Source organism: Thermodesulfovibrio aggregans (assembly GCF_001514535.1).
In the GTDB taxonomy this organism is placed as follows: domain Bacteria; phylum Nitrospirota; class Thermodesulfovibrionia; order Thermodesulfovibrionales; family Thermodesulfovibrionaceae; genus Thermodesulfovibrio; species Thermodesulfovibrio aggregans.
Genome location: NZ_BCNO01000001.1, coordinates 155,378 through 178,538, shown reverse-complemented (window position 1 = coordinate 178,538; position 23,161 = coordinate 155,378). Strand labels below are relative to the sequence as shown.

The 23,161-nt window shown below is 32.9% G+C and carries 19 protein-coding genes and 3 tRNA genes; 7 read left to right on the top strand and 15 right to left on the bottom strand.

Going from position 1 to position 23,161, the window contains the following annotated elements; genetic code table 11:
* Positions 1-23 precede the first annotated feature (23 nt).
* The gene (locus TAGGR_RS00895) at positions 24-647 is read left to right on the top strand and encodes a tetratricopeptide repeat protein (protein WP_059175497.1); all 624 of its coding nucleotides are present in this window, start codon (positions 24-26) and stop codon (positions 645-647) included.
* On the opposite strand, the gene TAGGR_RS00890 is transcribed toward TAGGR_RS00895, so the two are convergent.
* Positions 612-1,916, bottom strand: a complete 1,305-nt coding sequence (locus TAGGR_RS00890; protein WP_059175496.1) for a UDP-glucose dehydrogenase family protein — start codon at positions 1,914-1,916, stop codon at positions 612-614. The genes TAGGR_RS00895 and TAGGR_RS00890 overlap by 36 nt on opposite strands.
* A 120-nt stretch (positions 1,917-2,036) precedes the next feature.
* On the opposite strand from TAGGR_RS00890, the gene TAGGR_RS11100 reads away from it, so the two are divergent.
* Positions 2,037-2,144 carry an RCKP-type rubredoxin-like domain-containing protein gene (locus TAGGR_RS11100; RefSeq protein ID WP_059175495.1) on the top strand — a complete coding sequence of 36 codons (108 nt, stop codon included), beginning with the start codon at positions 2,037-2,039 and terminating at the stop codon, positions 2,142-2,144.
* A gap of 11 nt (positions 2,145-2,155) precedes the next feature.
* Positions 2,156-2,341: a rubredoxin gene (locus tag TAGGR_RS00880; RefSeq protein ID WP_201783808.1), complete on the top strand. Its 186-nt coding sequence runs from the start codon at positions 2,156-2,158 to the stop codon at positions 2,339-2,341.
* A 29-nt stretch (positions 2,342-2,370) separates the two neighbouring features.
* Here the strand turns inward: TAGGR_RS00880 and TAGGR_RS00875 are convergent.
* The 5 genes from TAGGR_RS00875 to TAGGR_RS00855 form a co-directional block, all read right to left on the bottom strand.
* Positions 2,371-2,445 (bottom strand) — tRNA-Glu (locus tag TAGGR_RS00875).
* Between the two features lie 7 nt (positions 2,446-2,452).
* Positions 2,453-2,525: transfer RNA gene (locus tag TAGGR_RS00870), tRNA-Lys, on the bottom strand.
* Positions 2,526-2,587: 62 nt separating this feature from the next.
* Positions 2,588-2,660 (bottom strand) — tRNA-Phe (locus tag TAGGR_RS00865).
* 92 nt (positions 2,661-2,752) lie between these two features.
* Positions 2,753-3,790 carry a zinc-dependent dehydrogenase gene (locus TAGGR_RS00860; protein ID WP_059175494.1) on the bottom strand — a complete coding sequence of 346 codons (1,038 nt, stop codon included), beginning with the start codon at positions 3,788-3,790 and terminating at the stop codon, positions 2,753-2,755.
* Positions 3,790-5,757 (bottom strand): methyl-accepting chemotaxis protein, encoded by a 1,968-nt coding sequence (locus TAGGR_RS00855; RefSeq protein ID WP_059175493.1) that lies wholly within the window; start codon positions 5,755-5,757, stop codon positions 3,790-3,792. The genes TAGGR_RS00860 and TAGGR_RS00855 overlap by 1 nt, the downstream gene beginning before the upstream one ends.
* A gap of 58 nt (positions 5,758-5,815) precedes the next feature.
* Here TAGGR_RS00855 and TAGGR_RS00850 point away from each other — a divergent pair, with 58 nt between their 5' ends.
* Positions 5,816-6,265, top strand: coding sequence for a cupin domain-containing protein (locus TAGGR_RS00850; protein ID WP_059175492.1), 450 nt, complete (start codon positions 5,816-5,818; stop codon positions 6,263-6,265).
* A 71-nt stretch (positions 6,266-6,336) separates the two neighbouring features.
* On the opposite strand, the gene secA is transcribed toward TAGGR_RS00850, so the two are convergent.
* Positions 6,337-8,976 (bottom strand): preprotein translocase subunit SecA, encoded by a 2,640-nt coding sequence (secA, locus tag TAGGR_RS00845; RefSeq protein WP_059175491.1) that lies wholly within the window; start codon positions 8,974-8,976, stop codon positions 6,337-6,339.
* A gap of 66 nt (positions 8,977-9,042) precedes the next feature.
* Here secA and TAGGR_RS00840 point away from each other — a divergent pair, with 66 nt between their 5' ends.
* Positions 9,043-10,086, top strand: a complete 1,044-nt coding sequence (locus TAGGR_RS00840; RefSeq protein ID WP_153000402.1) for an Sfum_1244 family protein — start codon at positions 9,043-9,045, stop codon at positions 10,084-10,086.
* Complete coding sequence (hypD, locus tag TAGGR_RS00835) at positions 10,083-11,141, top strand: hydrogenase formation protein HypD (protein WP_059175489.1); 1,059 nt, start codon at positions 10,083-10,085, stop codon at positions 11,139-11,141. Before TAGGR_RS00840 ends, hypD begins: the two co-directional genes overlap by 4 nt.
* On the opposite strand, the gene TAGGR_RS00830 is transcribed toward hypD, so the two are convergent.
* Positions 11,138-11,560, bottom strand: a complete 423-nt coding sequence (locus tag TAGGR_RS00830; protein WP_059175488.1) for an OsmC family protein — start codon at positions 11,558-11,560, stop codon at positions 11,138-11,140. The two genes, hypD and TAGGR_RS00830, sit on opposite strands and share 4 nt — an antisense overlap.
* A gap of 51 nt (positions 11,561-11,611) precedes the next feature.
* Between TAGGR_RS00830 and folK the strand changes: the two genes are divergently transcribed.
* Entirely contained in the window at positions 11,612-12,070 is a 459-nt protein-coding gene (gene folK, locus TAGGR_RS00825) for a 2-amino-4-hydroxy-6-hydroxymethyldihydropteridine diphosphokinase (RefSeq protein WP_059175487.1), read from the top strand.
* Between the two features lie 33 nt (positions 12,071-12,103).
* Here folK and TAGGR_RS00820 read toward each other — a convergent pair whose 3' ends face one another.
* From TAGGR_RS00820 to TAGGR_RS00790, 7 genes are all read right to left on the bottom strand, one after another.
* Entirely contained in the window at positions 12,104-14,854 is a 2,751-nt protein-coding gene (locus TAGGR_RS00820; protein WP_059175486.1) for a tetratricopeptide repeat protein, read from the bottom strand.
* The gene (locus tag TAGGR_RS00815; RefSeq protein WP_059175485.1) at positions 14,835-15,491 is read right to left on the bottom strand and encodes a hypothetical protein; all 657 of its coding nucleotides are present in this window, start codon (positions 15,489-15,491) and stop codon (positions 14,835-14,837) included. Before TAGGR_RS00815 ends, TAGGR_RS00820 begins: the two co-directional genes overlap by 20 nt.
* Positions 15,457-18,159: an endo alpha-1,4 polygalactosaminidase gene (locus TAGGR_RS00810; protein WP_059175484.1), complete on the bottom strand. Its 2,703-nt coding sequence runs from the start codon at positions 18,157-18,159 to the stop codon at positions 15,457-15,459. Before TAGGR_RS00810 ends, TAGGR_RS00815 begins: the two co-directional genes overlap by 35 nt.
* Entirely contained in the window at positions 18,122-19,552 is a 1,431-nt protein-coding gene (pelG, locus tag TAGGR_RS00805) for an exopolysaccharide Pel transporter PelG (RefSeq protein WP_059175483.1), read from the bottom strand. The genes TAGGR_RS00810 and pelG overlap by 38 nt, the downstream gene beginning before the upstream one ends.
* Positions 19,500-20,987, bottom strand: a complete 1,488-nt coding sequence (gene pelF / locus TAGGR_RS00800; RefSeq protein WP_059175482.1) for a GT4 family glycosyltransferase PelF — start codon at positions 20,985-20,987, stop codon at positions 19,500-19,502. The genes pelG and pelF overlap by 53 nt, the downstream gene beginning before the upstream one ends.
* Positions 20,984-21,571 carry a tetratricopeptide repeat protein gene (locus TAGGR_RS00795; protein WP_161936151.1) on the bottom strand — a complete coding sequence of 196 codons (588 nt, stop codon included), beginning with the start codon at positions 21,569-21,571 and terminating at the stop codon, positions 20,984-20,986. The genes pelF and TAGGR_RS00795 overlap by 4 nt, the downstream gene beginning before the upstream one ends.
* A gap of 356 nt (positions 21,572-21,927) precedes the next feature.
* The gene (locus TAGGR_RS00790; RefSeq protein WP_059175480.1) at positions 21,928-23,157 is read right to left on the bottom strand and encodes a hypothetical protein; all 1,230 of its coding nucleotides are present in this window, start codon (positions 23,155-23,157) and stop codon (positions 21,928-21,930) included.
* Positions 23,158-23,161 lie beyond the last annotated feature (4 nt).

Sequence of the window (23,161 nt, the reverse complement as noted above, 5' to 3'; positions counted from 1 at the left end):
ACAAAACAAAATAAAATTTAAATATGCCACAGGCAAATAAAAATTTAAAATTTATAAAAAGAAAAAAGCACGATATTGCAATTGCAAAGTATACAAAAATTATAAAAAAAGAGCCTGATAACTATCAGGCTTATAAAGAAAGAGGAAATGCATATTACCGAAAAAAACTTTATCATCTTGCAATAGCAGATTACACAAAGGCTATTGAGCTTAAACCAGATTACTTTCTTGCTTATAATAATCGTGGAATTGTTTATTCAGTTTTGGGTCTATACGAGTTAGCAATTGCAGATTATAATAAGGCTATTGAGTTAAAACCAAACAATGGAATGCCATACAACAACAGAGGATTCACATATCTACTAATGGGTAAATTAGAAGAAGCTGAGAGAGATATTAGTAAATCAATTGAACTTAATCCTAACAACATCTATGCATTAAACAGTATGGCAGAACTTTTTGCTATAAAAGGAATGCCTGAAGAAGCCTGTAAATGGCTACTTCAGGCAATTGAAAAAGGCTACAATAACTGGAAATATCTTAAAACATCCAAAACATATGATCTCATAAGAAATCATCCTTGTTTTCAAGCAATTATGGAAAAATTTTGTTCAAGGTCTTCCCACACTGAAATATTCAAATCCTAATTGTCTTACTTTTAAAGGGTCATAGATATTTCTAAAATCAAAAAATAAACTACCTCTCATGATTTTTTTAACTTTTTCCAGATCAAGATTTCTAAATTGGTTCCACTCAGTAACAACAACCAACGCATCAGCTCCCTCTGCTACTGAGTAAGCATCGGAGCAATAGATTATATTTGGAAAAACTTTCTTAGTATTCTCCATAGCCTGTGGATCATAAACCTTAATCATTGCTTTTTTATTAAGTAAACTTTGAATTATAGATAATGCTGGAGCTTCTCTTATATCATCAGTGTTTGGTTTAAATGATAAACCGAGAATTCCAATAACTTTTCCTTCAATATTACTATTAAAAGCCTCTATTATTTTTGAAATTAATCTCTCTCTCTGCCATTGATTTACTTCAACTGCAGCTTTAACAATGCGAAGCCTTATTCCTTTTTCTTCAGCAATTTTTAAAAGTGCCATTGTATCTTTTGGTAAACAGGAACCGCCAAAACCTATCCCTGCATGAAGAAATTTTGGCCCAATTCTTCCATCAAGTCCCATGGCTTTTGCTACAGTATTAACATCTGCACCTACTAACTCACAAAGTGCTGAGATTTCATTGATAAATGAAATTTTGGTAGCAAGAAAACTATTGGTAGCATATTTTATTAGTTCAGCGGTCGCTATATTGGTAATTACAAAGGGAGTTTCAATTAAATATAAAGGTCTATAAAGATCTTTCATTATTGCAACTGCTTGATCACTTTCTGCGCCTATTACTACCCTGTTTGGACGCATAAAATCTTCAACAGCAGAGCCTTCTCTTAAAAATTCAGGATTTGAAACAATATCAAAATTAACAGGTTTTTCAAGATTTTTTTTGATAATTTCTTTTATTTTAAATCCTGTTCCAACAGGCACTGTGCTTTTTGTTACAATGACCTTGTAACTATTCATATTTTTTGCAATCTCTTTAGCTACCTCTTCCACATACTCAAGATTTGCAGAACCATCTCCTCTTGGAGGTGTTCCTACGGCGATAAATATAACAAGAGATTCATTCACTGCTTCATCGATACGAGTGGTAAACTTTAATCTATTTTCCTTCAAGTTTCTCTTTACAATCTCATCAAGTCCTGGCTCATAAAAGGGAATTATTCCTTTTTTCAGTTTTTCAATCTTATCTTCATCTTTATCTACACAGGTAACAAAAACTCCAAACTCTGCAAAACAAGCACCAGTTACAAGTCCGACATATCCTGTACCAATTATGGCTATATGCATTCATTAACCTCCTAAAGAATTTATTTAAATATTATAACGCACATTCTAACTAACTAAAAAGCTTGCATTTATAAATATTTTTATTTAAAATAAAATAAAACTAAACAGAGGAGGTAAAAAATGGCAATTTTTAAATGCAGTAATTGCGGAGCTACAAAAGAAGGAAAATGCAAACCTCAGAAATGTCCAAAATGTGGGCAGAAAGGAACTATGCAGAAAGTATCTTAAAGGAGATTAAAATGAATGAAGACAAAAAAGAAAAATTTATGCAGTATAGGTGTTGTCACTGTGGATATATTTATGATCCTTCAAAAGGCTGTGAGAAAAATAACGTAAAACCAAACACATCATTTGAAGAAGTCCCAGAAGAATATCGCTGTCCTGTGTGTAAATCTAAGAAATCTGGCTTTGTTCCAATAAAATAAGAGCCGCAGTTTTAACTGCGGCTCTTATACGTCCCCAAGGGGATTTGAACCCCTGTTACCGCCTTGAAAGGGCGATGTCCTAGGCCTGGCTAGACGATGGGGACAAACTTATGAGCCGCGTTGGATTCGAACCAACGACACCCGCCTTAAAAGGGCGGTGCTCTGCCTGCTGAGCTAGCGGCCCAAAATAACTTTATTAATTTACACTTTTAGGTTAATTTTTGTCAAATATCATTTGATTTAAAGTGGGCAGGGACGGAATCGAACCGCCGACACGGGGCTTTTCAGGCCCCTGCTCTACCGACTGAGCTACCTGCCCTTTTCTCAACTGAAGATTATTTAAAATAATACATTTTCTGTGAAAAAGTCAAATATACCAATGCAATATACTACTAATTTAATATTTTCGATTCAGTTATCAAACAGTATCATGCATTTTAAAGAATTCTTTGCCATTGCTGTAATTTCATAGGCTTCCTTAACTTTTTCTAATGGAAATCTATGGGTAATAAGTAAATCCGAATTCACAACACCATTCTCTATAAATCTCAATGCTTCTTTTGTATCATCAGGTCCGCAGGAGTAACTTGTTGTAATTGTAATATCATTAAAATAAATATCGTTTACTGAAAAACAAAGTCTCTGTTCTGGAGGTGTTGGAGTGAATATCAAAAGAGTTCCTCCACGGGAAACAAGTTTCGTAGAATTTGCAATTACATCAACATTTCCAGGTCCAACTATAACTGCCTGAGCCATTAATCCATCTGTCAAATCACTCAATTTTTCAAAAATATCTTCCCTTGAAACATCAACTACATAATCTGCACCAGCCTCCAGTGCTTTGTCCAGCCTGAATGGCACCATATCTGCACCAATAATCATCTGAGCACCAAAATCCTTCGCAAGCATTATATGTATTTGTCCCATTACACCAAGTCCAATAACCAATACTGTATCACCCTTTTTTATGTTTGCTCTTTTTAAAGATTTAACAACACACGCAACTGGTTCAACAAGCGCTCCCTGCTCAAAGGAAACTGAATCTGGAAGCTTTAGAGTGTCATTTTTTAAATTGACTTCTGGAACAACTATATATTCAGATAGTCCTCCTGGAATAATCTTTGATTTTTTCCATGTATCACATTGAACAAAATCACCTCTTCTGCAGTAAAAACAACTCATACATGGTGCGTGATGATGAATCGCAACTCTGTCTCCTTCATTTAAAGAAACTTTTGCTCTAATTTCATCTCCAATTTTTACAATTTCTCCTGAAATTTCGTGACCTAAAACAAGAGGTGCTTTTTTTTCAATATACCATGGCATTACATCACCAGAGCATATTCCGCAGGCTTTTACCCTTACCAGAGCTTCTTTGGGTGAAGGCTCTGGTAAGGGAATTTCTTCAATTTTTATATCGCCAAATCTGTAAAGTTTTGCTACTTTCACTAAACTTTTACGCCCTTAATTGCATCAGTAAGTTTCTTTATCACATCATTTAAGTTTTCAACCTCTTGTATAACTACTTCTGTAGTATTTTTAACTTCCTGTGCAAGAGCACTTGAACGCTCTGCAGCACGAGCTACTTCATCACTTGCTGAGGACTGCTCCTCAGTTGCAGTTGCAATCTGTGTTATCTGGTCTTTTACTTTCATAGAATAGTCAGCGATCTTGTTTAAGGATTTCTTCACTTCATTCAATGATTTAAGTGCTTCAGCTACCTCTTTGGCAGTTGCGTCCATGCTCTTAATGCTCTCTCTTGATTCAGTCTGAACTGCATTTATTTTTTCTGCAATTTCATCTGTTGCCCTGATTGTTCTCTCAGCAAGTTTTCTTACTTCATCTGCTACAACTGCAAACCCTCTACCTTGTTCTCCTGCCCTGGCTGCCTCAATTGCTGCATTAAGTGCTAAAAGATTTGTCTGGTCTGCAATGTCTTTGATAACAGTTACAATGTCTCCTATTTCCTCTACTCTGCTGTTTAGTGCATCTATTGTCTTTTTAAGTTCTACTGTTGAACGATTTGCAGACTGAACTGTTTTCATTGAGTTTTCAGCCAGAGTTTGTCCTTCCTTCGCTACATTCATACTCTCTGTGGCAATGTCAGATGCAGATGCAGCATTTTTTGCAATGTCAGTTATCGTCTGACTCATCTCTTCTGCAGCAGTTGCTATCTGGTGTGCCTGTGAAGTCTGCTCATTAACCTTTGCTTTGACATGTTCAACATTTTGTTCCAAAGCCTCGACAACACTATTTACCATTGTAGTTGAATTTTTTATCTGTTTCACCAGATTTTGAGTAAATTCTTCCACTTTTATAACAGACCTTGCAATGAGACCAATTTCGTCTTTTCTGTTTCTATAACCTTTACCAAAGCCTACACGGCTGAAATCGCCTTTTGCCACTTCTTCAAGTTTGTTTGCCATATCAGGAATTGGTCTCAAGGCTCTCTGCGTTACGAAAAGAATAAGCAAAGAAACCGCTATGGCACCCAATATATTCATGAGCCACATAACATTTCTTACTACCGCCACTTCTGAGGCAATGTCTTCTATATAACTTCCAGATGCGATTATCCAGTCCCATGATGGATAATGAACATAGGCAACCACTTTGTCTCTTACTGAAGTTTCTCCTGGATTTTTCCAGGGATAAACAATTATGCCTTCTTTTTTAGTAACGATCTCTTTTATAAATTCTCTTCCTTTTGCATCTTTTGAATCTATGATGTTTTTGCCTTCTAAAGCAGGATGCACTATCAAAGTGCCTTTGCTGTCAATGACATACATATAACCAGTCTTTCCAACTTTAATGGAACGAATAAAATCTTTAAGATGTTTCATTGTCTTTGTTATGTCAAAACCTATGAAATACACACCAACTACATTGCCTGAACTGTCTTTTACAGGAACATACTTTGTCACATAATCTTTACCAAAGAGAGTTGCTTTACCAATATAGGTTTCACCTTTAAGTAAAAGTTGATAGGCAGGATGGTTTCTGTCAAGAGTAGTTCCCACTGCCCTTGTGCCATCTTCTTTTTTCAAAGATGTGGCAATTCTTAAAAAGTCATCTCCCTTTCTCTCAAATATAGTTGCTACAGAACCACCTGTCATTGAAGTGAATCGGTCGCATACATCGTTGTCTGGTTTAATACCTTTTACCATACTTTGAAATATTTTCATAAACTTTTCAGCAGAGTCTTTAGCAGATTCGTCAAAGCATGAAATCTGTTCTTTAATAAGAGAAACTTCTCTTTTTAATGCTTCAATGTTGTAAGTCTCAATCTTTGATTTTGTCTGGTAGTAAATAACCAGAGCAACTACAGAATAGACGATTAAAATTGATAATATCGCTAAAACAAAAACTTTCTTACCAAGTGACAACGAGTTAAACAGATTAAATAATTTGTTCATTTTCCCCCTCCTGCTGCATGTAAAATAAAAAATCTCTGATGAGTTATAATTATATAACATGAATTCAAAGAAAAAACAAGAAAATTTTTTTTGCGAGATAGACAGAGCTGTTAAATTAAAAAAAAGTAAAATTATCCGTTTTAGAAACAAAAGATGGCAAAACATAAAAAGTGTTCCCTACAAAACGAAAGAAGGCAACTGGCATTCAATTGAAAGATTCCCTCTTATTAAAACAGATGATGCAAAATTTGAAGTAAGATACTTTGAAATTGCACCAGGTGGATGCTCCTCTCTTGAGTATCACCAACACTCGCATGTTGTTATATGTTTAAAAGGAAAAGGGAAAGTACGTCTTGGAAAGAAAAACCATATTTTAAAATATCTTGATATACTATACATAGCACCGAACGAAATTCATCAGCTATTTAATCCGTTTCGGGAACCTTTTGGTTTCCTCTGTATTGTTGATTCTGAAAGAGACAAACCAGTTGAAATTAATGAGAGATAAGGCTCTTCTCATATAACTTTCTGCAATTACTGGATTATCATTTTTTAAAAAATCTTCAACTTTTTTTAATTTCAGACATTTTTACCACAGCATTTTTTATACTTTTTACCACTTCCACAGGGGCATGGATCATTGCGACCTATTTTCTTGGGCTTTTCAACCGGTCTGTCGCTTCCGTCACTTCTTTTTTGAATTCTATGACTTTTTGGCATCCTGACCTGAGACTCTTCTCTAATTTGAATCTTGAATAGTCTCGTTAAAATATCGGAAATAATATTTTTTGACATCTCCTCAAAAAGTTCAAAAGCCTCCTTTTTATATTCAACAAGTGGGTCTCTCTGGGCATATCCTCTTAGTCCAATTCCTTCTTTAATATGGTCTATTGCCAATAAATGGTCTTTCCACTTCGTATCTATGACATGCAGAAAAATCATCTTTTCCACATCTCGCATTAATTGAGTTCCAATTTTTGCCTCTTTCTGTTCATAGGCTTCTTTGAGTTTTTCCAGTATGTGCTGTTTTATTTCATCTTTTGATTTATTGCTCAAATCAACATCTACATCAAATCTCGCATTGATTTGATCTCTCAGTTTTTCAATACCTTCATCTTCCTGAGCTAAATAAAAATCAACCATTTCATCAATTTCTATCTCAAGAAGTTCAAAAACTTTATCTTTTAAAGAATCACTCTCTAAAACTTCTCTGCGAAATGCGTAGATTTCCTTTCTCTGACTATTCATCACATCGTCATACTTAAGCAAATGTTTTCTTATATCAAAGTTATGAGCTTCAACTCTTTTTTGAGCATTTTCAATTGCCTTTGAGACCATTTTATTTTCAATTGGAGTGTCATCTTCGATTTTCAAAAATCGCATGAGACTCTGAAGTCTCTCTCCACCGAAAAGTCTCAATAATTCATCTTCAAGGGAAAGATAAAAACGAGAAGAACCCGGATCACCCTGTCTTCCTGCCCTACCCCTGAGCTGGTTGTCAATTCTTCGGGATTCATGCCTTTCTGTACCAATTATGTGAAGTCCGCCAAGAGAGACAACTTTTTCATGTTCCTGTTTGCAGATTTCTTTTGCCTTTTCTAAAGCCTCTTTGTAATCTTCTTCGGTGTAATCTTTTCCGGCAAGCATTTCCCTTGCTAAGAATTCAGGATTTCCACCAAGAAGAATGTCTGTTCCTCTTCCAGCCATGTTTGTAGCAATTGTGACAGCACCAATTCTTCCTGCCTGAGCAACAATCTCAGCTTCTTTATCATGATACTTAGCATTCAAGACATAGTGAGGAATGCCCTTTTTCTTAAGCATTTTACTTAAGAGTTCAGACTTTTCGATTGATGTCGTTCCAACGAGTACCGGTCTTCCAACTCTATAACACTCCTCAATCTCTCTAACAACTGCTTCATATTTAGCTTTTTCAGTTTTATATACTGCATCTGGATAATCCTGTCTTATCATTGGCTTATGGGTAGGAATCACAACAACCTCAAGATTGTAAATCTCCGCAAACTCAGCCGCCTCAGTATCTGCTGTTCCAGTCATTCCAGCAAGTTTTTTATACATTCTAAAGTAATTCTGAAAGGTTATGGTTGCAAGTGTTTGATTTTCCGCCTCTATTTTTAATCCTTCCTTTGCTTCAATAGCCTGATGAAGTCCGTCAGACCAGCGCCTTCCTGGAAGAAGTCTTCCTGTAAATTCGTCAACAATGATGACTTTTCCATCCTTTACAACATAATCGACATCTTTCTTAAAGAAGTAATGGGCTCTTATTGCCTGATTTATGTGGTGGACTATCTCAATATTTGAAGGGTCATATAGATTGTCTATACCCAATAGTTTTTCTGCCTTACGAGAACCCTGCTCAGTTAATACTACTGTTTTAAGCTTTTCATCAAGTTTAAAGTCTTCATCAGGTTTTAAATACTTAATGATTCTGTTTACAGCATAATAAATATCAGTTGATTCCTCTGAAGGACCTGAAATAATAAGCGGAGTTCTTGCTTCATCTATGAGAATGCTGTCAACTTCATCAACTATTGCATAATTCAGTTCTCTCTGGCATAGTTCATCAAGGCTGTATCTCATGTTATCTCTTAGATAATCAAAGCCAAATTCATTGTTTGTTCCATAGGTTATATCAGCAAGATACGCCTCTCTTTTGGTGCAGGGACGAAGTCTGTCAAAACGTTTGTCAGGAACACGATATTTTGGGTCATAAACAAAAGAAGCATCAGGCTGAATCACTCCAACACTTAGCCCGAGAAAATTGTAAATTGGTCCCATCCATTGAACATCTCTTCGGGCAAGATAATCATTGACTGTTACTACATGAACACCTTTGTCTTCCAAAGCGTTTAAGTATGCAGCAAGAGTTGCAACGAGAGTTTTACCTTCACCAGTTTTCATTTCCGCAATTTTACCTTCGTGTAAAACTATTCCACCAACGAGCTGAACATCAAAATGTCGCATTCCAAGAGTTCTCTTAGCGACTTCACGGACAACTGCAAAAGCTTCTGTCAGAAGCTCATCAAGAGTTTGTCCTTTAGCAAGTCTTTCTTTAAATTCTTCAGTTTTTGCTTTTAAGGCATCATCAGAAAGAGAGGAAATTTCGGGTTCAAGGGCATTGATTTCTTCAACAATTTTAAAATATCGTTTAAGTTCTCTCTCATTCTTTGTTCCAAAAATCTTTTCTAAAATTTTCACCATAGTTGTATGTTAAAATACTGTAGATTGTTAATTCAAGAAAAATTGCTGATGTAGAGTGATAACGCTATGTTAGATCCAGATTTTTTTAATACTGTACGCTATAATTGTAATGTATCAGACGCTAATTATTGGGGATATTTTTCCATCTGTACCTTGCTTCTTCGCCTCAGACAACTTTTTAAAATCGAAAAAGACCTTGAACCATGGGACAAAATCAACAACGAAGATATATTTCCGTGGATTGAAAAAAAAGAAGAAACCTGGAAAGAGCTAGAAGATGCTAAATTGATACCAATTAGAATTAATGGAAAATCTTATTCACCCTTTGATATTGACAACATAAACAATGCTATTGTAAACGATGGTTTTGTATATGGAGCTGGTTTTGCATTATTTATGAAACCGAGCTTTTTTGTTGGTTTAATTCATAACGTTGAGAAAATTGAAGGATATGATGTTTACTTTGTTGATAAAGAAGTTGTAAGAGATATTTTTTCATCCCCAGGAATGAGTATTGAAAAAAAAGTCTATATAAGATTAACAGATATAAAATACAGAATATGGGAGGAACTACATAGCTGGATTGGGAAAAAGGGTCTCTATGAGTATATTTTAAAAAAATTTGGCAATCCCTCTGAGTGGCAGAATCCCTTTAGAGAGTTTAAAGAGATTATTGATAAATACTCAAAAATTGTTCTTTACCATGAGATAGCAGAACAGCAGGTAAGTATACCTAAATGGAACGAAATGATAAAAGAATGTAATAACTCAAAAACAGAGCATATTTTAAGAGGAATTAAAGATTTTGTTGCTGATTTCTCTGAAAAAGGACCTCTTCATAAAGCGTTTATAGAAAAAGACAAGGAGTTTCTTGCTCTTTACATTATATTTCAGGGAGCATATCAGAAAAAAATCTTAAAACCTGCTTTATTGCAAATAGAAAAGGCATTAATAGCCGATGACTGGGATGCAATCGAAGAAGTAAGGATTAGAGAGCTAAATAAATGGAAAAATAATTATGAGCAAATTTTAAAAATATTTGAATCTCAGGGTATTGAAGCAGTTAAAAATTTAACCAATAAGATATTTGAAAGAGGAGGAATAAATTGAAAGAATTCATTGAAGCTATTGAAAAACTCTCAAAAAAAATTGAAAAACAAGTAAATCTTATGGAGGTTTGCGGAACCCATACAGTATCCATCTTCAGACATGGCATAAGAAGTCTCATACCATCCAACATAAGACTGCTTAGCGGACCTGGATGCCCTGTGTGTGTTACTCCAATAGAAGACATTGACAGAATGCTCTACATTGCAAAACAGCCTGATGTAATTCTTACAACTTTTGGAGACATGATGAGAGTTCCTGGAAGTGACGGCTCTCTTTATAAGGCAAAGGCAGAAGGAGCTAATATAAAAATGGTTTACTCTCCTCTTGATGCATTAAAAATAGCTCATGAAAATAAAAATAAAAAAGTAGTATTTTTTGCAGTTGGATTTGAAACAACTGCTCCTCTCATAGCAGCAACAATTGCTGTTGCAGAAGATAAAAAAATTGAAAACTTTTATATTTATTCAGTTCATAAACTGGTTCCACCTGCATTGGAAGTTTTAGTGAATACTGAAGAATTAAAGCTTGACGGATTTATTCTTCCAGGTCATGTTAGCACAATAATTGGGACTAAACCTTATGAGTTTATTTCATCAAAATATAAAAAAGCCTGTGTTATCACAGGATTTGATGCAGATGATATTTTGCAGGCAATACTTATGCTTCTTAACCAAATTATTAATAATGAACCAAAGATTGAAATTCAATACAAAGATGCTGTAAAAGAGGAAGGTAATCCTAAGGCAGTTGAATTTCTATACAAATACTTTAAACCAGTTGACAGTAATTGGCGAGGTATTGGAGTAATTCCTAAAAGCGGTCTTAAGCTCAGAGAAGAATACTCATCCTACGATGTTGAAAAAGTTTTTGACATACCTCCAATACAATCAAAAGAACCAAAGGGATGCCAGTGTGGTCTTGTTCTTAGAGGAGTCAAGATACCACCTGAATGTCCTCTATTCGCAAAAATATGCACACCAGAGAATCCTGTTGGAGCATGTATGGTAAGCTCTGAAGGAAGTTGCGCAGCCTATTACAAGTATGGAAGAAGTTAATCAACTTCTACAATTTTGTATGAATGAATTATCTTTGCAGAATGCTCAAGTGTTGCCTTAACTGAGCAGTATTTTTCCATACTTAGCTCAACAGCTCTTTTTACAGCCTCCTCTGATAGATTTTTACCTTTGACAATAAATTCAATTTCTATTTCAGTAAATCTTTTTGGGTATTCCTCAGCCTGTTTTCCCTGAACATTTATCTCAATACCCCTTACATCCTGCTTTTTCTTTGCAAGAATGCTTGCTATATCCATACCACTGCATCCACCGAGTCCAACAAGCAAAAGTTCCATTGGACGCATTCCTGTATTGTCACCACCGTAATCTGGACTTCCATCCATAACAATTGCATGACCTGTCCCTGACTGTCCTATAAACTGCAGCCCACCTGCCCATTTTACCTTTGCTTTAAGCATAAAGCCCTCCTATTGATGAATTTTTTTAATTTTACCATTAAAATATTTTTTATGCATAGAGTTTTTCTTTCCATAGGATCAAATATTGGTGAAAAAGAAAAAAACTGTCTTCAGGCTATTTCTATGCTTGAGCAGTCAGGATTGATTATTGATAAAAAATCTTGCATTTATATTACAAAACCTTGGGGCTTCAAAAATCAGCCAGATTTTGCAAATATGGCTGTTGAAGCATTTACTGAACTTGAGCCAGCTGAACTTCTTAATTTAATAAAAAAAATAGAAAAAAACATGGGACGCAAACCTACAGTAAAATACGGTCCGAGAGTCATTGATATTGACATTATCTTTTACGATAACCTCATATATGAAAGTAAAAACCTAACTATACCACATCCACTTATGCATGAAAGATGCTTTGTTCTCAAACCCTTGAATGACATTGCACCAGATTTTGTCCATCCTGTCTTAAAATTGACAGTAAAAGAACTCCTTGAAAATCTTAATCTTTAGGATTTATTCCATTAAGCACCTTTGCAAATTAATTTAAAACCATATTTTATAAGAAAAAGTTATTCTAAGAGAGTTATCTTTTAATCCTCCTTTATTTTGTTCAAAACCTAATTGCAAGCTCAAATTGTCTTTACTTAAAACAGATCCGCCAACTCCAACTAATGTCGCAAAAGAAAAAGCTCCTATGCTGTTGTAACCAGTGTCAAAACTGAAGAAAGGCCTCCAAACTCTTGTATAAGAATCCCTATTTTCAAAACCGTAGGAAAATTCTATACCTGTATTGAAATAATTTTCAGGTAAAGCTTTAAAGTCCTCATAAGGTGAAAGTTCTGAAATGCTTCCTTTTTTTTCTTTTTCTGAATAAGTTCCGTAATTAGTATAAAATCTTATTACATAATCAGGATATCCGGTTCTAAGTTTGTATTGCACATCAGCATTGTAGTTGAATCCTCGCCCAATCCTTTCACGATCAGAAGAATAATAACTAGATTGCTGTAATTCTAAATGAAACAAGGTTTTGGGTGTAATATTATAATAAGCACCAACTTTTAAACTATCTTTCATACCATCAAGTAATAAATACAATGTCTCATCAGTTTTAAGATTTTTCCCTATTTCATAAAATACGGTTATGTTTTGAGAAAACATCATCTCTCCATAGAGCTTAGCGGAAAAATTTTCATTTAAACTTTTTATTTGTCCCATGTAAATCCTTGCGAAACCTCTGTCAAAAATTTTTTCAAAAAAGAGATACTCTCTTTGAACGAATACAGTTTTACTAAGCTCTGAGGAATTCCTGCTGATAGGGCTAAAACTATCAAAGTTTAGTCCAAGTCCAAATCCTTTTTGTAACATACCAATGTATAGTTCGTTTTCGATCTGTATGCCTGAAAGCTCTTTTCTTTTCAAATAACTAATTTCTGAACTAAATTTATCTTCATATTTAACAATAGCATCCCTAAAATCTTTATAAAGAAGGCTGTCATAGATATTTTCTTTAAGCCCTTTAGATGCATAATATAAAGATTTCTTTATTTCCCCTGTTCTCTGCAATGCAATTACTCTATCTCTTATAGGAAGCATATCTGCATTATTTTCAAGCATTTCAGACATAAGATATCTATCATCCTGCCATAAAGCTAAATTTAACCACATCCAGGGCTTTAGTGGATACTTGTAAAATTTTGCAAGTCTTAACACTTTTTCTTTTTTTTCATGATAAAACAAATAAGACAGATATATGTCTTTCCATACAGGAGCCGAAAGAGTTTGTTTTGCTTCATAGAGAAGTTTTTCATAGGTCGGTGCATTCATAGAGTAAATTCCAAGTGAAAGATAAATTCTTAGAAATTCCGGGTCTTTTAAAAGTTCTCTGTTTTGTTTAATCATATCTGTTCTTTTTTTAAACTCTTTAACTCTGAGATTTTTTGCTTCCCATTCCTTTCCCGAAAGACTGAGTATATCAGCCATTAAAACAGGGTCATTAATTGAGGCTTTCTTGTAAATCTCGTATGCTTTATGTCCATTTTGTAAATTTAAATAGGCATTACAAAAAGCTTGGGCTACTTCTGAATCAAATTGGTATCTACCATATTCAATTAAAATTTTCCTCAATTTCTTTAACTCTTCAAGCTCTATAAGTGAGTATATATAAAATGAAAGAACAGGCTTAGAAAGTCTTTCTTTGAGTACGGATTCCATAACAGTCAAAGATTCTTTGTTTTTGCCCATCTGCCTTAGTGCGGTTAAGTAAGCTATGAGAATGTTATCATTGTTAAACATTTCAGGTTCTGAAAGTGAAAACATCTTTAAAATCTTATCCCAGTTTTCAGTAGAGTAAGCTAAATAAAATGCTTTTTCAAGTAGCAATCTTGATTTCAGTTTTTTCCATCCTTCAAAACTGACTTCTATAGCCTTCTGGGAATCCTCAAAGGACAAAACAGTAGAAAGTCTATCATAATCCTGAAGCTGTGCTTGTCCTGATTTTATCAGTATAAAAGAGGCATACTTGACAGAATTCCAATCCTGTAACATCCATGCAAGATCAGAAAAAGTATTCCAGAATTCTTTTTCTTCAGGTTTTACATTGTGGTAAAATTTTTTAAAAACCTCTAATGCCTCAGCAAATTTTTTTTGTGAATAAAGAATATTTGCCTTTAGTAGCACTTCCTTCACAGTAAAGGCATGTAATTTTTCTATTTCATTTAAAATTTCCAGAGATTCCTCTTTTCTGCCTGTTAAAAAGAGTATTTCAGAAAGTAAAACTTTTGAGTCTTTGTCTGTGAGTTGTTTTAAAATTTTTATTAATCCTTCAACATCTCCCAATCCTTCATAAATAGCTTGTTTTTCCTGAGGAGAAGTTTTTACAAAACTTAAAAGCTGTTTAGCAATATCATATTTTTTTAATGCAAATGCTAAGCGAAAGGCTTTTTCGGCTATACTTCTGTCTTTTGAGATTTCAAAGGCTTTTACCAGAGGAACAATAGCCTCTTCAGCCTTGCCATTCCATATCAAAATGTCTGCATAAGTTTTCCACCAAAAAGAGTTTTTTGGAAACATAGAAGTTGCTTTTTTAGCCAATTTTTCTGCTTCTTGAAGTTTACCTGCTCCTAAAAAAGCAGACAATAAAAGCCTGTAAAGTTCTTCATCTTTTGATATTTCCTTATATTTTTCAGCATTATTTTGTTTAGCAGAAGTTTCTGGCTTCAATACATTTTTTTGTGCAAGGCATTGATCTAACTGAAACAATAAACTGAAAATTAAACTAAAAATTAGAATCCACATTGATGATACCTCTTTTTTTTGCAATTTTAATAGCTATTTGGCTGGCAAACTCTGAATCTCCTGTGGCAAGAGCAGACTTGAGTATAAACGAGTCACATTCTGTATCATCATTACAAAGATACATGTACTTTTGTATCAAATACTTTACAAATGCATATCTTCCGAGAGTTTTACTTTCTTTAATAGCCCAAAAAAGGTCATCTGAGTCTTTTGTCGTTGAAACCAAATTTTCTAAAAGTCTTTCGATTTTTTCAATGATTTCTTTTTTTTGTTCCTGATTAGAAAAATACATGTTTTTTAAAATAGTGTACTCTGCTATTAATAAATTTTTTTTGTCATATGAAAAAAATTTTTTACTTTCATTAATTGTTTCATAAGCTTTTGAATAATCACCTTTCATCGCATATCTTATTGCTAAGGCTCCTACAATTTCTGGAGTTTTGTAAATTTTTGAAATATTTTTAAGATAAACTATTGATAAATCAAGATTTGAATTTTCTTCTTGAAAAATTCTTTTTTCAAGCTCGCCTTGAGGGAAAAGAAAAATAAAGAGTCCTGCAAAAAGCACTACAAAGCCAAGAATTTCTTTTATAGGGAAACTCTTAATCAGGACATACTGATTTGATTTCTGCTCCATATTTCCCTTCTTTTTTAAGTAAAACTTCACAGTTTCCTTTTTCATAATTTAGTTCCAAAGGAACATAAGATTTTAATTTTATTGAATAAAAATTTTGTTGTTTTGTAAAGCTTTCTATCTGACCATTTGAACTCACCAGGTAAAAAGTTTCAGGTTTTTTCTGTGAGAGCTTTATTACATGATCTCCTGAACCGTCAAGATGTACATAAATCTCATCTACTCCAATTGAAAAGCCGACGACACCCTTACTTTTTCTTATATCTGGAAATCCCAATTTTATTGGCATTCTAAGAGTTCTTAAATAACCTGCGTTTTTTACTATAAAACCTTCTGGTATTTTTATGATTGCTGTTTGCCTGAAATCAAGCACTCTTTCTGCGTATTCTGACAGAAACATAGGATTAGGTGACTGAGAAAGAGCATATCTGTAGACTTTTTTTAAAGCATTTAAAGAAGCAAGTTTTTTCCCAGAGTAAAAGTGATAATAAATAGAGATAGGTTTTAGTCTTTTTGGCTTTTCTGTAAGCTCAAAACTCTGTATTACATTTGAATATCCCCAAAATGGACCCTTCCATAGATTAGTAAATATATTTTCGTTTGTTATTGGAGCATAAACTTGAAAATAATTTCCATAGTTTAATCCCATTGGTGATACTCTAGAAAGAAAAGGTTCTTGTTGAGTTATTGCGGTGTCTCCACCATTTACATTAAAAACTCTGGCTTTATAGGTAAGTTTGATTTGTTCCTCATCAGGGCTACAATCTCCAGTCCAGAGAAAAACCTTAACTGTTTTTTTTGTATCTTTCAATAGACTTTGGATATAGTTTATAGAGCCAATAATCTCTCTTTCAAAATTTGTTTTATAATTCTTAATCGGCAGATTATGCCCGTATTTAAGTTCATAGGTACGAAACTCTGCAATCATATTGTTTGTTTGCCATGCAAAAGGATGTGAAAAAGAGTGAGAAGCCATTTCAACATTTGGAAGCTCAAAAATGCTTTTCGCTATTAATTCTAATTTTTTGCTTTTTTCAGGATATAACCCCCATGGAGCAACTTCACCCTCTATAATTGATACAGTATGAGGAATAGTGAAGACTTTAATAATTTCGTCTCTAATTATTTCTCCTGTTGTTTTCAAAGTATTAAACTCAGAAATTTCAGTAAAACCATCTCCATATATGTGAGCAGTTAAAATTCTTCTTCCATTTTCGGTAGTTGTATCAGGTATAGGGAATAAGTCATTTCTAAAAACTCTTGCAAATATCTCAAAAGGATTGTAAATCCAAAGTTCATTTTCATTATTTATAAGAGTATTATTAACCGCATATCCACCCCACTTTGTAATCGCAAAGGGAATGTGTATTTGTCCTGCAGAATTTTCTAACTCAATCATATCCTCTGCCTCTGAAATTCTGATGAGACTGTCTGTATATGAAACTACTAACGGAGCTTCAAACCCATCTCCTGATATCTTTCTAAGTATCCTAAAACTCAAAATTTTTTTGTCTTTATTTTCGTACAAGCTAATTCCTAAATCATTAAAGGCTTGAGAATTTCTTGCAAAAGGAAAGGCGTTTATAAAAAATAGCTTTAAACCGTATTTTTTAGCCTGAAGAAGCCATTTTTCGAGCTTTTCATTTTGACTATCTATATTCATAGAGATCACACCTGCATATCCAAGATTCGGATATACCTCTGGAAGTTCACTATTAATATCATAAACTTCTGGGACAAAACCTAAATACTCCAGGGGCATCTGGATCAGCCTGTGAACATCTGCCAGTTGTCTTATAGGTGTTGAATTAGAGTCATAAAGTAAAATTACTTTTCTTGGTATTATCTCACATTCACAATAACCTACTTTTGAAAGTTCTGCATCGGAAACATAAGGAATAACACCTAAAGCTGAAATTTTTTTTACGACTGAGATTGATTTTTGTCTTTCATCTGGCTCTACATAATCAATCGCTATTACTGGAATTCCATAAAATTTTATCTTTTCAATCTGTCCAAGTAAGTATTTTCTTTCGTCTTCACTGACAGCTCTATATTTTTTATTTTTATCAAGTCCCCAGAACAAGCTTTCCACTGCAACTCCATCTACTTTAGTTCGAACCTGATCAATTATTTCAAAACCTCTGTTTAAAACTATTAATTTGTCTGGAAAGAGTTCTCTTAACTTTTTAATTAATTCAATCTCTGCTTCTTGAAAATCTTTCCATTCTTTCTGAGACACCGCTAATTGATAAGAATCTAAGGTATCCAGGAAAAAACCATCAAAACCTTTATTTACAATATCTTTTGCCACTATATTAACAAGAAAATCCCTGTATTCTTTACTTCTTAGATCTGCTATGAAACTGTCCCAGGTTATGTTTCTACCTATTGCAAATTTTTTTAAGTCGTTAAAGTATTTTCTGTGCTTTTGTATTTCTCCTACACTTATGTAACCTATTAATTTGGCTCGATTTTTCATGTAGAACTTTTCTTTTATTTCTTTAATATGAGAGTAATCTTGATCTAAAAATATCCAATCATAGGTATAAAAAATATCATCTGGAAGAACATTGTCGTGGTAATAAAACAAAACACATCGTGGAGTTATTGTAGCATTAACATCAACAAAACTAAACAATAGAAACAAAAGTCCTATAATGTATATCATCAAGAAACCTCCTTAAAAATAATATACCAGTGGTTGTAGCAATAAGCAATGATAAAGCAAATCCATAACCATAGTAATAGGGACCTAAAAACTGAGTCAAGATGCTTAAAATAATGTTTCCTGTGCAGAATATAATGCTTATCAAAGCTATTTGTCTTCTTTTGTCAAAATAAGACAAAAAAGCAAAAACTACCATAAATGAAAGCTGAAGCAATGCGCCAGTTAAAAGAATATTGAAAAGAGGTATATAAAGTGAAGGAAGTTTAAGAAAGTAAAAAATTTTTTCCTCAAAGAAAAAAATAAGTACTGACCATATTCCCTGAACCCTTAATGTATCGTAAAAAGTTGTTCTTACATTTTCTATCATTTTATTACCAAGTCTATAAAGATCATCAAGCCTTCCCCAGTCTCTCACTGCTCTGTAGTAGTTATCATAGCTTTCTGCGAACTCAATTTCAACTTTCATGAAAAAAATCGCTATACCAGGAATTAAACTAATATAAGCAAGAATAATAGGGATATCATAAAGCACAGAAGTTCTTAAATTACCAAATACCTGATTTCCTGTAAATGGGTTAAACCAAAAAATAAATTTATCTGACCAGATACCAAGATTATAAAAAAAACCAGCTACACCAAGACTGTAATAGGACTTCCTTTTGCTAAGAAAGTCAAATTCAAATAATCTGTCTGTGGAATAATCAAGAATTATTCTTGTAACTAAAAGAAATAAAAGCAAAACCTGCCCAGTATAAAAGGATATAAATGTCCAAATTATACCGAATCTTGAAGTAAAGAAAAGTAATACCCCTATTAATAAATAACAAAAACAGAATGAAAAAATAATGTATCTGTAACTTTTGAGTCCTGACAGAAGAGCATTACTTAGCCATACACCGCTTAGAGTTGATATTGTGAATGAAAAAATTATGTGATAATAAAAGGGAAGAGATTCAAAAAAATAAAATGAAATAAACAGAGATATTACAAAAGAATATCCCATGCAAATAGCAAGAGCTCCAAAGTAGTTTGGCAAAACTCTGTCTATCTGTTTTTCAAAAAGCCTGTCTGCCACATAACGAGTAAACATTAACTGTAATGGACCTGACAGAATAAGACTTATAGCTACAGTGTATGTTATATAAATCTGATATATTAAAGTCGTGTTAGGTTCCTTTACGAATTTATTTGTCAACAAAGAAAAAAAGAATACACTAACAACTGCTATAATCCAATTACCCGAACTCAAAACAGCTGAATAAGCTGTCGCAGTTACCAGGCCTATCAGACTTCTCTTTTCTAAAAATTTTTTAAGCTGAATCGAAATCCCTGCCATACTTTTATTTAATAAAGTAGTTATAAATGCTTCTGTAGTTATTAATAAATCTTTCAAAAGAGTAAAACTTTTCTACTCTTTCAATACCTGCCCTTCGTGCCATTAAATATTGTTGTTTATCTGTAAGAAGCTTATAGTAAGCTTCACTGAGAGACTTTGAATCTCCTACACTAACAACTTCGCCTGCTTTTCCTAATTGTATGTCTTCTTTGTTCAATCCGCCATATACAAGCTGTCTGCATGAGCCTACATCAGTTGTTACACATGGCAGACCTGCTGCAAAAGACTCAAGAACAACAAGTGGCATTCCTTCACTGATTGAAGTAAGAGTGCACAGACCTATCTTAGGTAGTATATCTGTTAATTTTTGTGTTCCTAAAAATTTAACTTTTTTTTCTATACCCAATACTTCTACCATTAGTTTACACTCCTTAGCATAATCAGGGTCTTCCTCTTCAGGTCCAACTATCCAACCTTCTGCTTCAGGTAATTTTTCTACAAGTAGTTTTATAGCTTTTATAAAAGTTTTAATGTCCTTGATAGGTGTCACTCTACCAATCAAAGCAACAACTGGTGGAATACCTTGCTTTCTATCCCTTAAATGTGAATATCTTTGTATCTCAACTCCATTTGGTACAACTTCTATTTTTTCTGGCGGACAACCGAGAGAAATTTGCGCAGCTTTTGCATCTTCAAATAAACAAAAAACTCTATCTGCTTCTTGATAACAGATTTTACCCAGATTTACAAAAAAATTGATCCATAGATTTTTAGGCTCTTCAATTTTTAAATCTTTAAAAAAATAATTGGAACCTGTATTTATCCACTGTGCATTTAGAAGATCTATCTTTCTTTCTCTTGTGTAAATACCATGTTCAGTAATTATAAATGGAATACCTCTGACTTTCTTCAGTAATGCTCCTAAAAATCCAGCATATCCAGTAGATGGACTATGAATAAGTGAGATATTTCTGTCAATAACTGAAGTAATGGCTCTTACAACTATCCATAAAGGGATAAAAATATTCCTGAGGGTCCAGAAAAAATCTACAAAAGGTATACTTAAATTTAATTCAACATAAAGGTCTTCAATCATCTCAAAAGTTTTTCTGCTATAAAGAATCTCGCTGAATGTTACTTCAGATAGATAAAAATTAATATTTGACAACTCTTCTGGAAAGTGCTTTGAATTGATAAGAAGAGATTTTAATTTTTTTACCTTATCAGAGCCTTTTATATAACATAAAGGTGGATACTCCTTTTCAGAAAAGATAAAATAATCTTCAAGATATACTATGTTTTCAGGAAGTTTGTATTGAATACCCGGATAATCTTCCTGTTTTGAACCCAAGAAAATTATACCGAATCTGAGGTCTTTCATTGCTTCTATTATTGAATGAATCCAACTTGATACTCCACCAAGGACATAAGGATATGTGCCCTCTGAAATAAATAAAACATCTATGGGAACCTGTTTATCAATTATCTTCATCTCCACACTTTCAGTATTAATTCAGTTTTGGGATCTGGTAATGTAATGTTTTTTAATTTTTTCAAAATATTAAAAATTTCTGCAAAATTTCTTTTATAGTAAAGAATCTCCATTAGATACACCAAAATTCTTTCAGCAGGGAAACCGAGCTCTAAAGATTTATAAAAAGCCTCTTGAGCAGAATCATTATTACCTAACTTTAGATAAATTCTACCAAGAATAAAATAAACTTTTGGTTCTTCTCTTATTTGTAAAGCTTTCTGTATATATTTTAAAGCTTCCTTAAGATATGCCTCTATAAGTTCTTTATCAGAAATATTGAGATAAACAATCTCCCAGTAAAGTTCTCCTAAGGAGTAAAAAATTTCAAATTTCTCTCTTTCATCTTTCGTTTTTTCTAACTGTTTTTTCATTAAACTTATTTTTTCAATTATATTTTTTTCCAAATTTGTTAAAAGGGAAAAAGCTAAAAGTCTTATTTCATCTTGATCAGTATTGACAGTTTTTTTTAGAAATTTTGTAGAAGTTGGATGAATAAACTTGCTCATATAGAAAACTGTTTTAAAATTTTGAGCCTTTGGCATCCCTTCTCCTACCTTTCTGCCAGAAAAATCCAGTTTAGGCAAGTTTTCTGTACTTGTAGTTTCATAAAAATTAAGAAGATTTATTTTCCTTGAAACTAAAGCTAAGTACATAAAAAAGGAGAGAAACATTCCAGCAGGTCCTGTAAAATATGTCATGAAAAACAAAGCCCAGAAAATTTTTTTATTTTGTTGCCTTTTAAGAATTAGAATTAATCGTGTCAAACAATAAGACAGGATTAAGGAGGACAAACCATGCAAAACAAAAAACACTAATAAACCATAAATACTGTTTAAACTAAAAACAATTAATACTCCTTTAAGTTCTAATAACAGGGATAGATAAAACTTTTTGTCCACTATAATTCTACTCCTTGAAGAAATTTTTCAGGTGTAGGTTCATCTAAATCATATATACCCAGAAGTTTTACTCCCTTTAATTCAGACAATGCTCTATTAGAAAAGCTTACAGCACCAGCGTAGTTGGTGAATGGTAGTAAAAAAATTATTAAATTTTTTTCTTTAACAAAACAATAAAAATCAGATGTTCTTATCAAGTAACGAACTTTATGAATGAGGTTTTCTGTTTCTTCACAGGAAAAAACAACAATGCTGCTATTTATTTGTGATTTCTTTTTCAATTCATACATTTTGTAAAATTCTTTTATAAACTCAAATTCGCAAAGTGGTTCTCTGTCTGTATAATAATTAGATATTTTTCTGCTTATGGAAAACTCTTCAAGAAGATACTGAAGAAGAGTGTGAATATAATTTAGAACTTCTTCATTAAAATTTATAAATAACATATCTTTTATTGTAAGTAAGTAAATCGTTTCTTCTGTCTTTGCAGCTATAACTGCAAGATATTTTAAATTATTCAAATTTGATAAATTTTCACCAATTATTTTTGGTGATATATACTTCGCAGTTTCTATCTCAATTGCATTTTTAATCATCGGGTCATTTTCATCAATTTGCTCCTGTGGTCCTATGCTTGCCAGGACAGTAAAATCGTTTCCCTGTTTTTTATACAGACATGCAGTATAGACCTGAAAGTTTTTCATGATTATATTCATAATAAACTCTGCAAGCAGTTTTTCTTCAGAAGTTGATAGGAGTTTATTTCTGACTTCATTTATCATTTCCCTTAAACTGTAGGATTTCATTATGTAGTTAAATTCCATTTGTTCGTGAGAAAGATTAAGAAAATATAGATTTTTTCTTAAACTTTTTATTTGTTCTAATAAATAGTTCTTTTCTATCTCAGCAGTATTTATTCTTCTTTGCCAGTAATATCTAAATTCGGAGGCTATAAGAACTATGAGAAGATTCCATATAATTTGTTGGAGTGGGAAATCTTTATAAAAATAAAAACAACTTAGTACTAAAATGCCCCAAAAAATAAATCCTCCTAAAAAGCCGTAATACAAAGAAAAAACCATAGACATTAACAAAGTTGGAGAAAAGAAAGTATTAATAAAAAAAGGATCTCTTTTATTAATAAAATATTGAATACCAATTGAAAAAATAGAAAACAGAGAAATCTCGATCAGTATTAGATTGGGGATAAATTTTTTAATAAATTCCATTAAT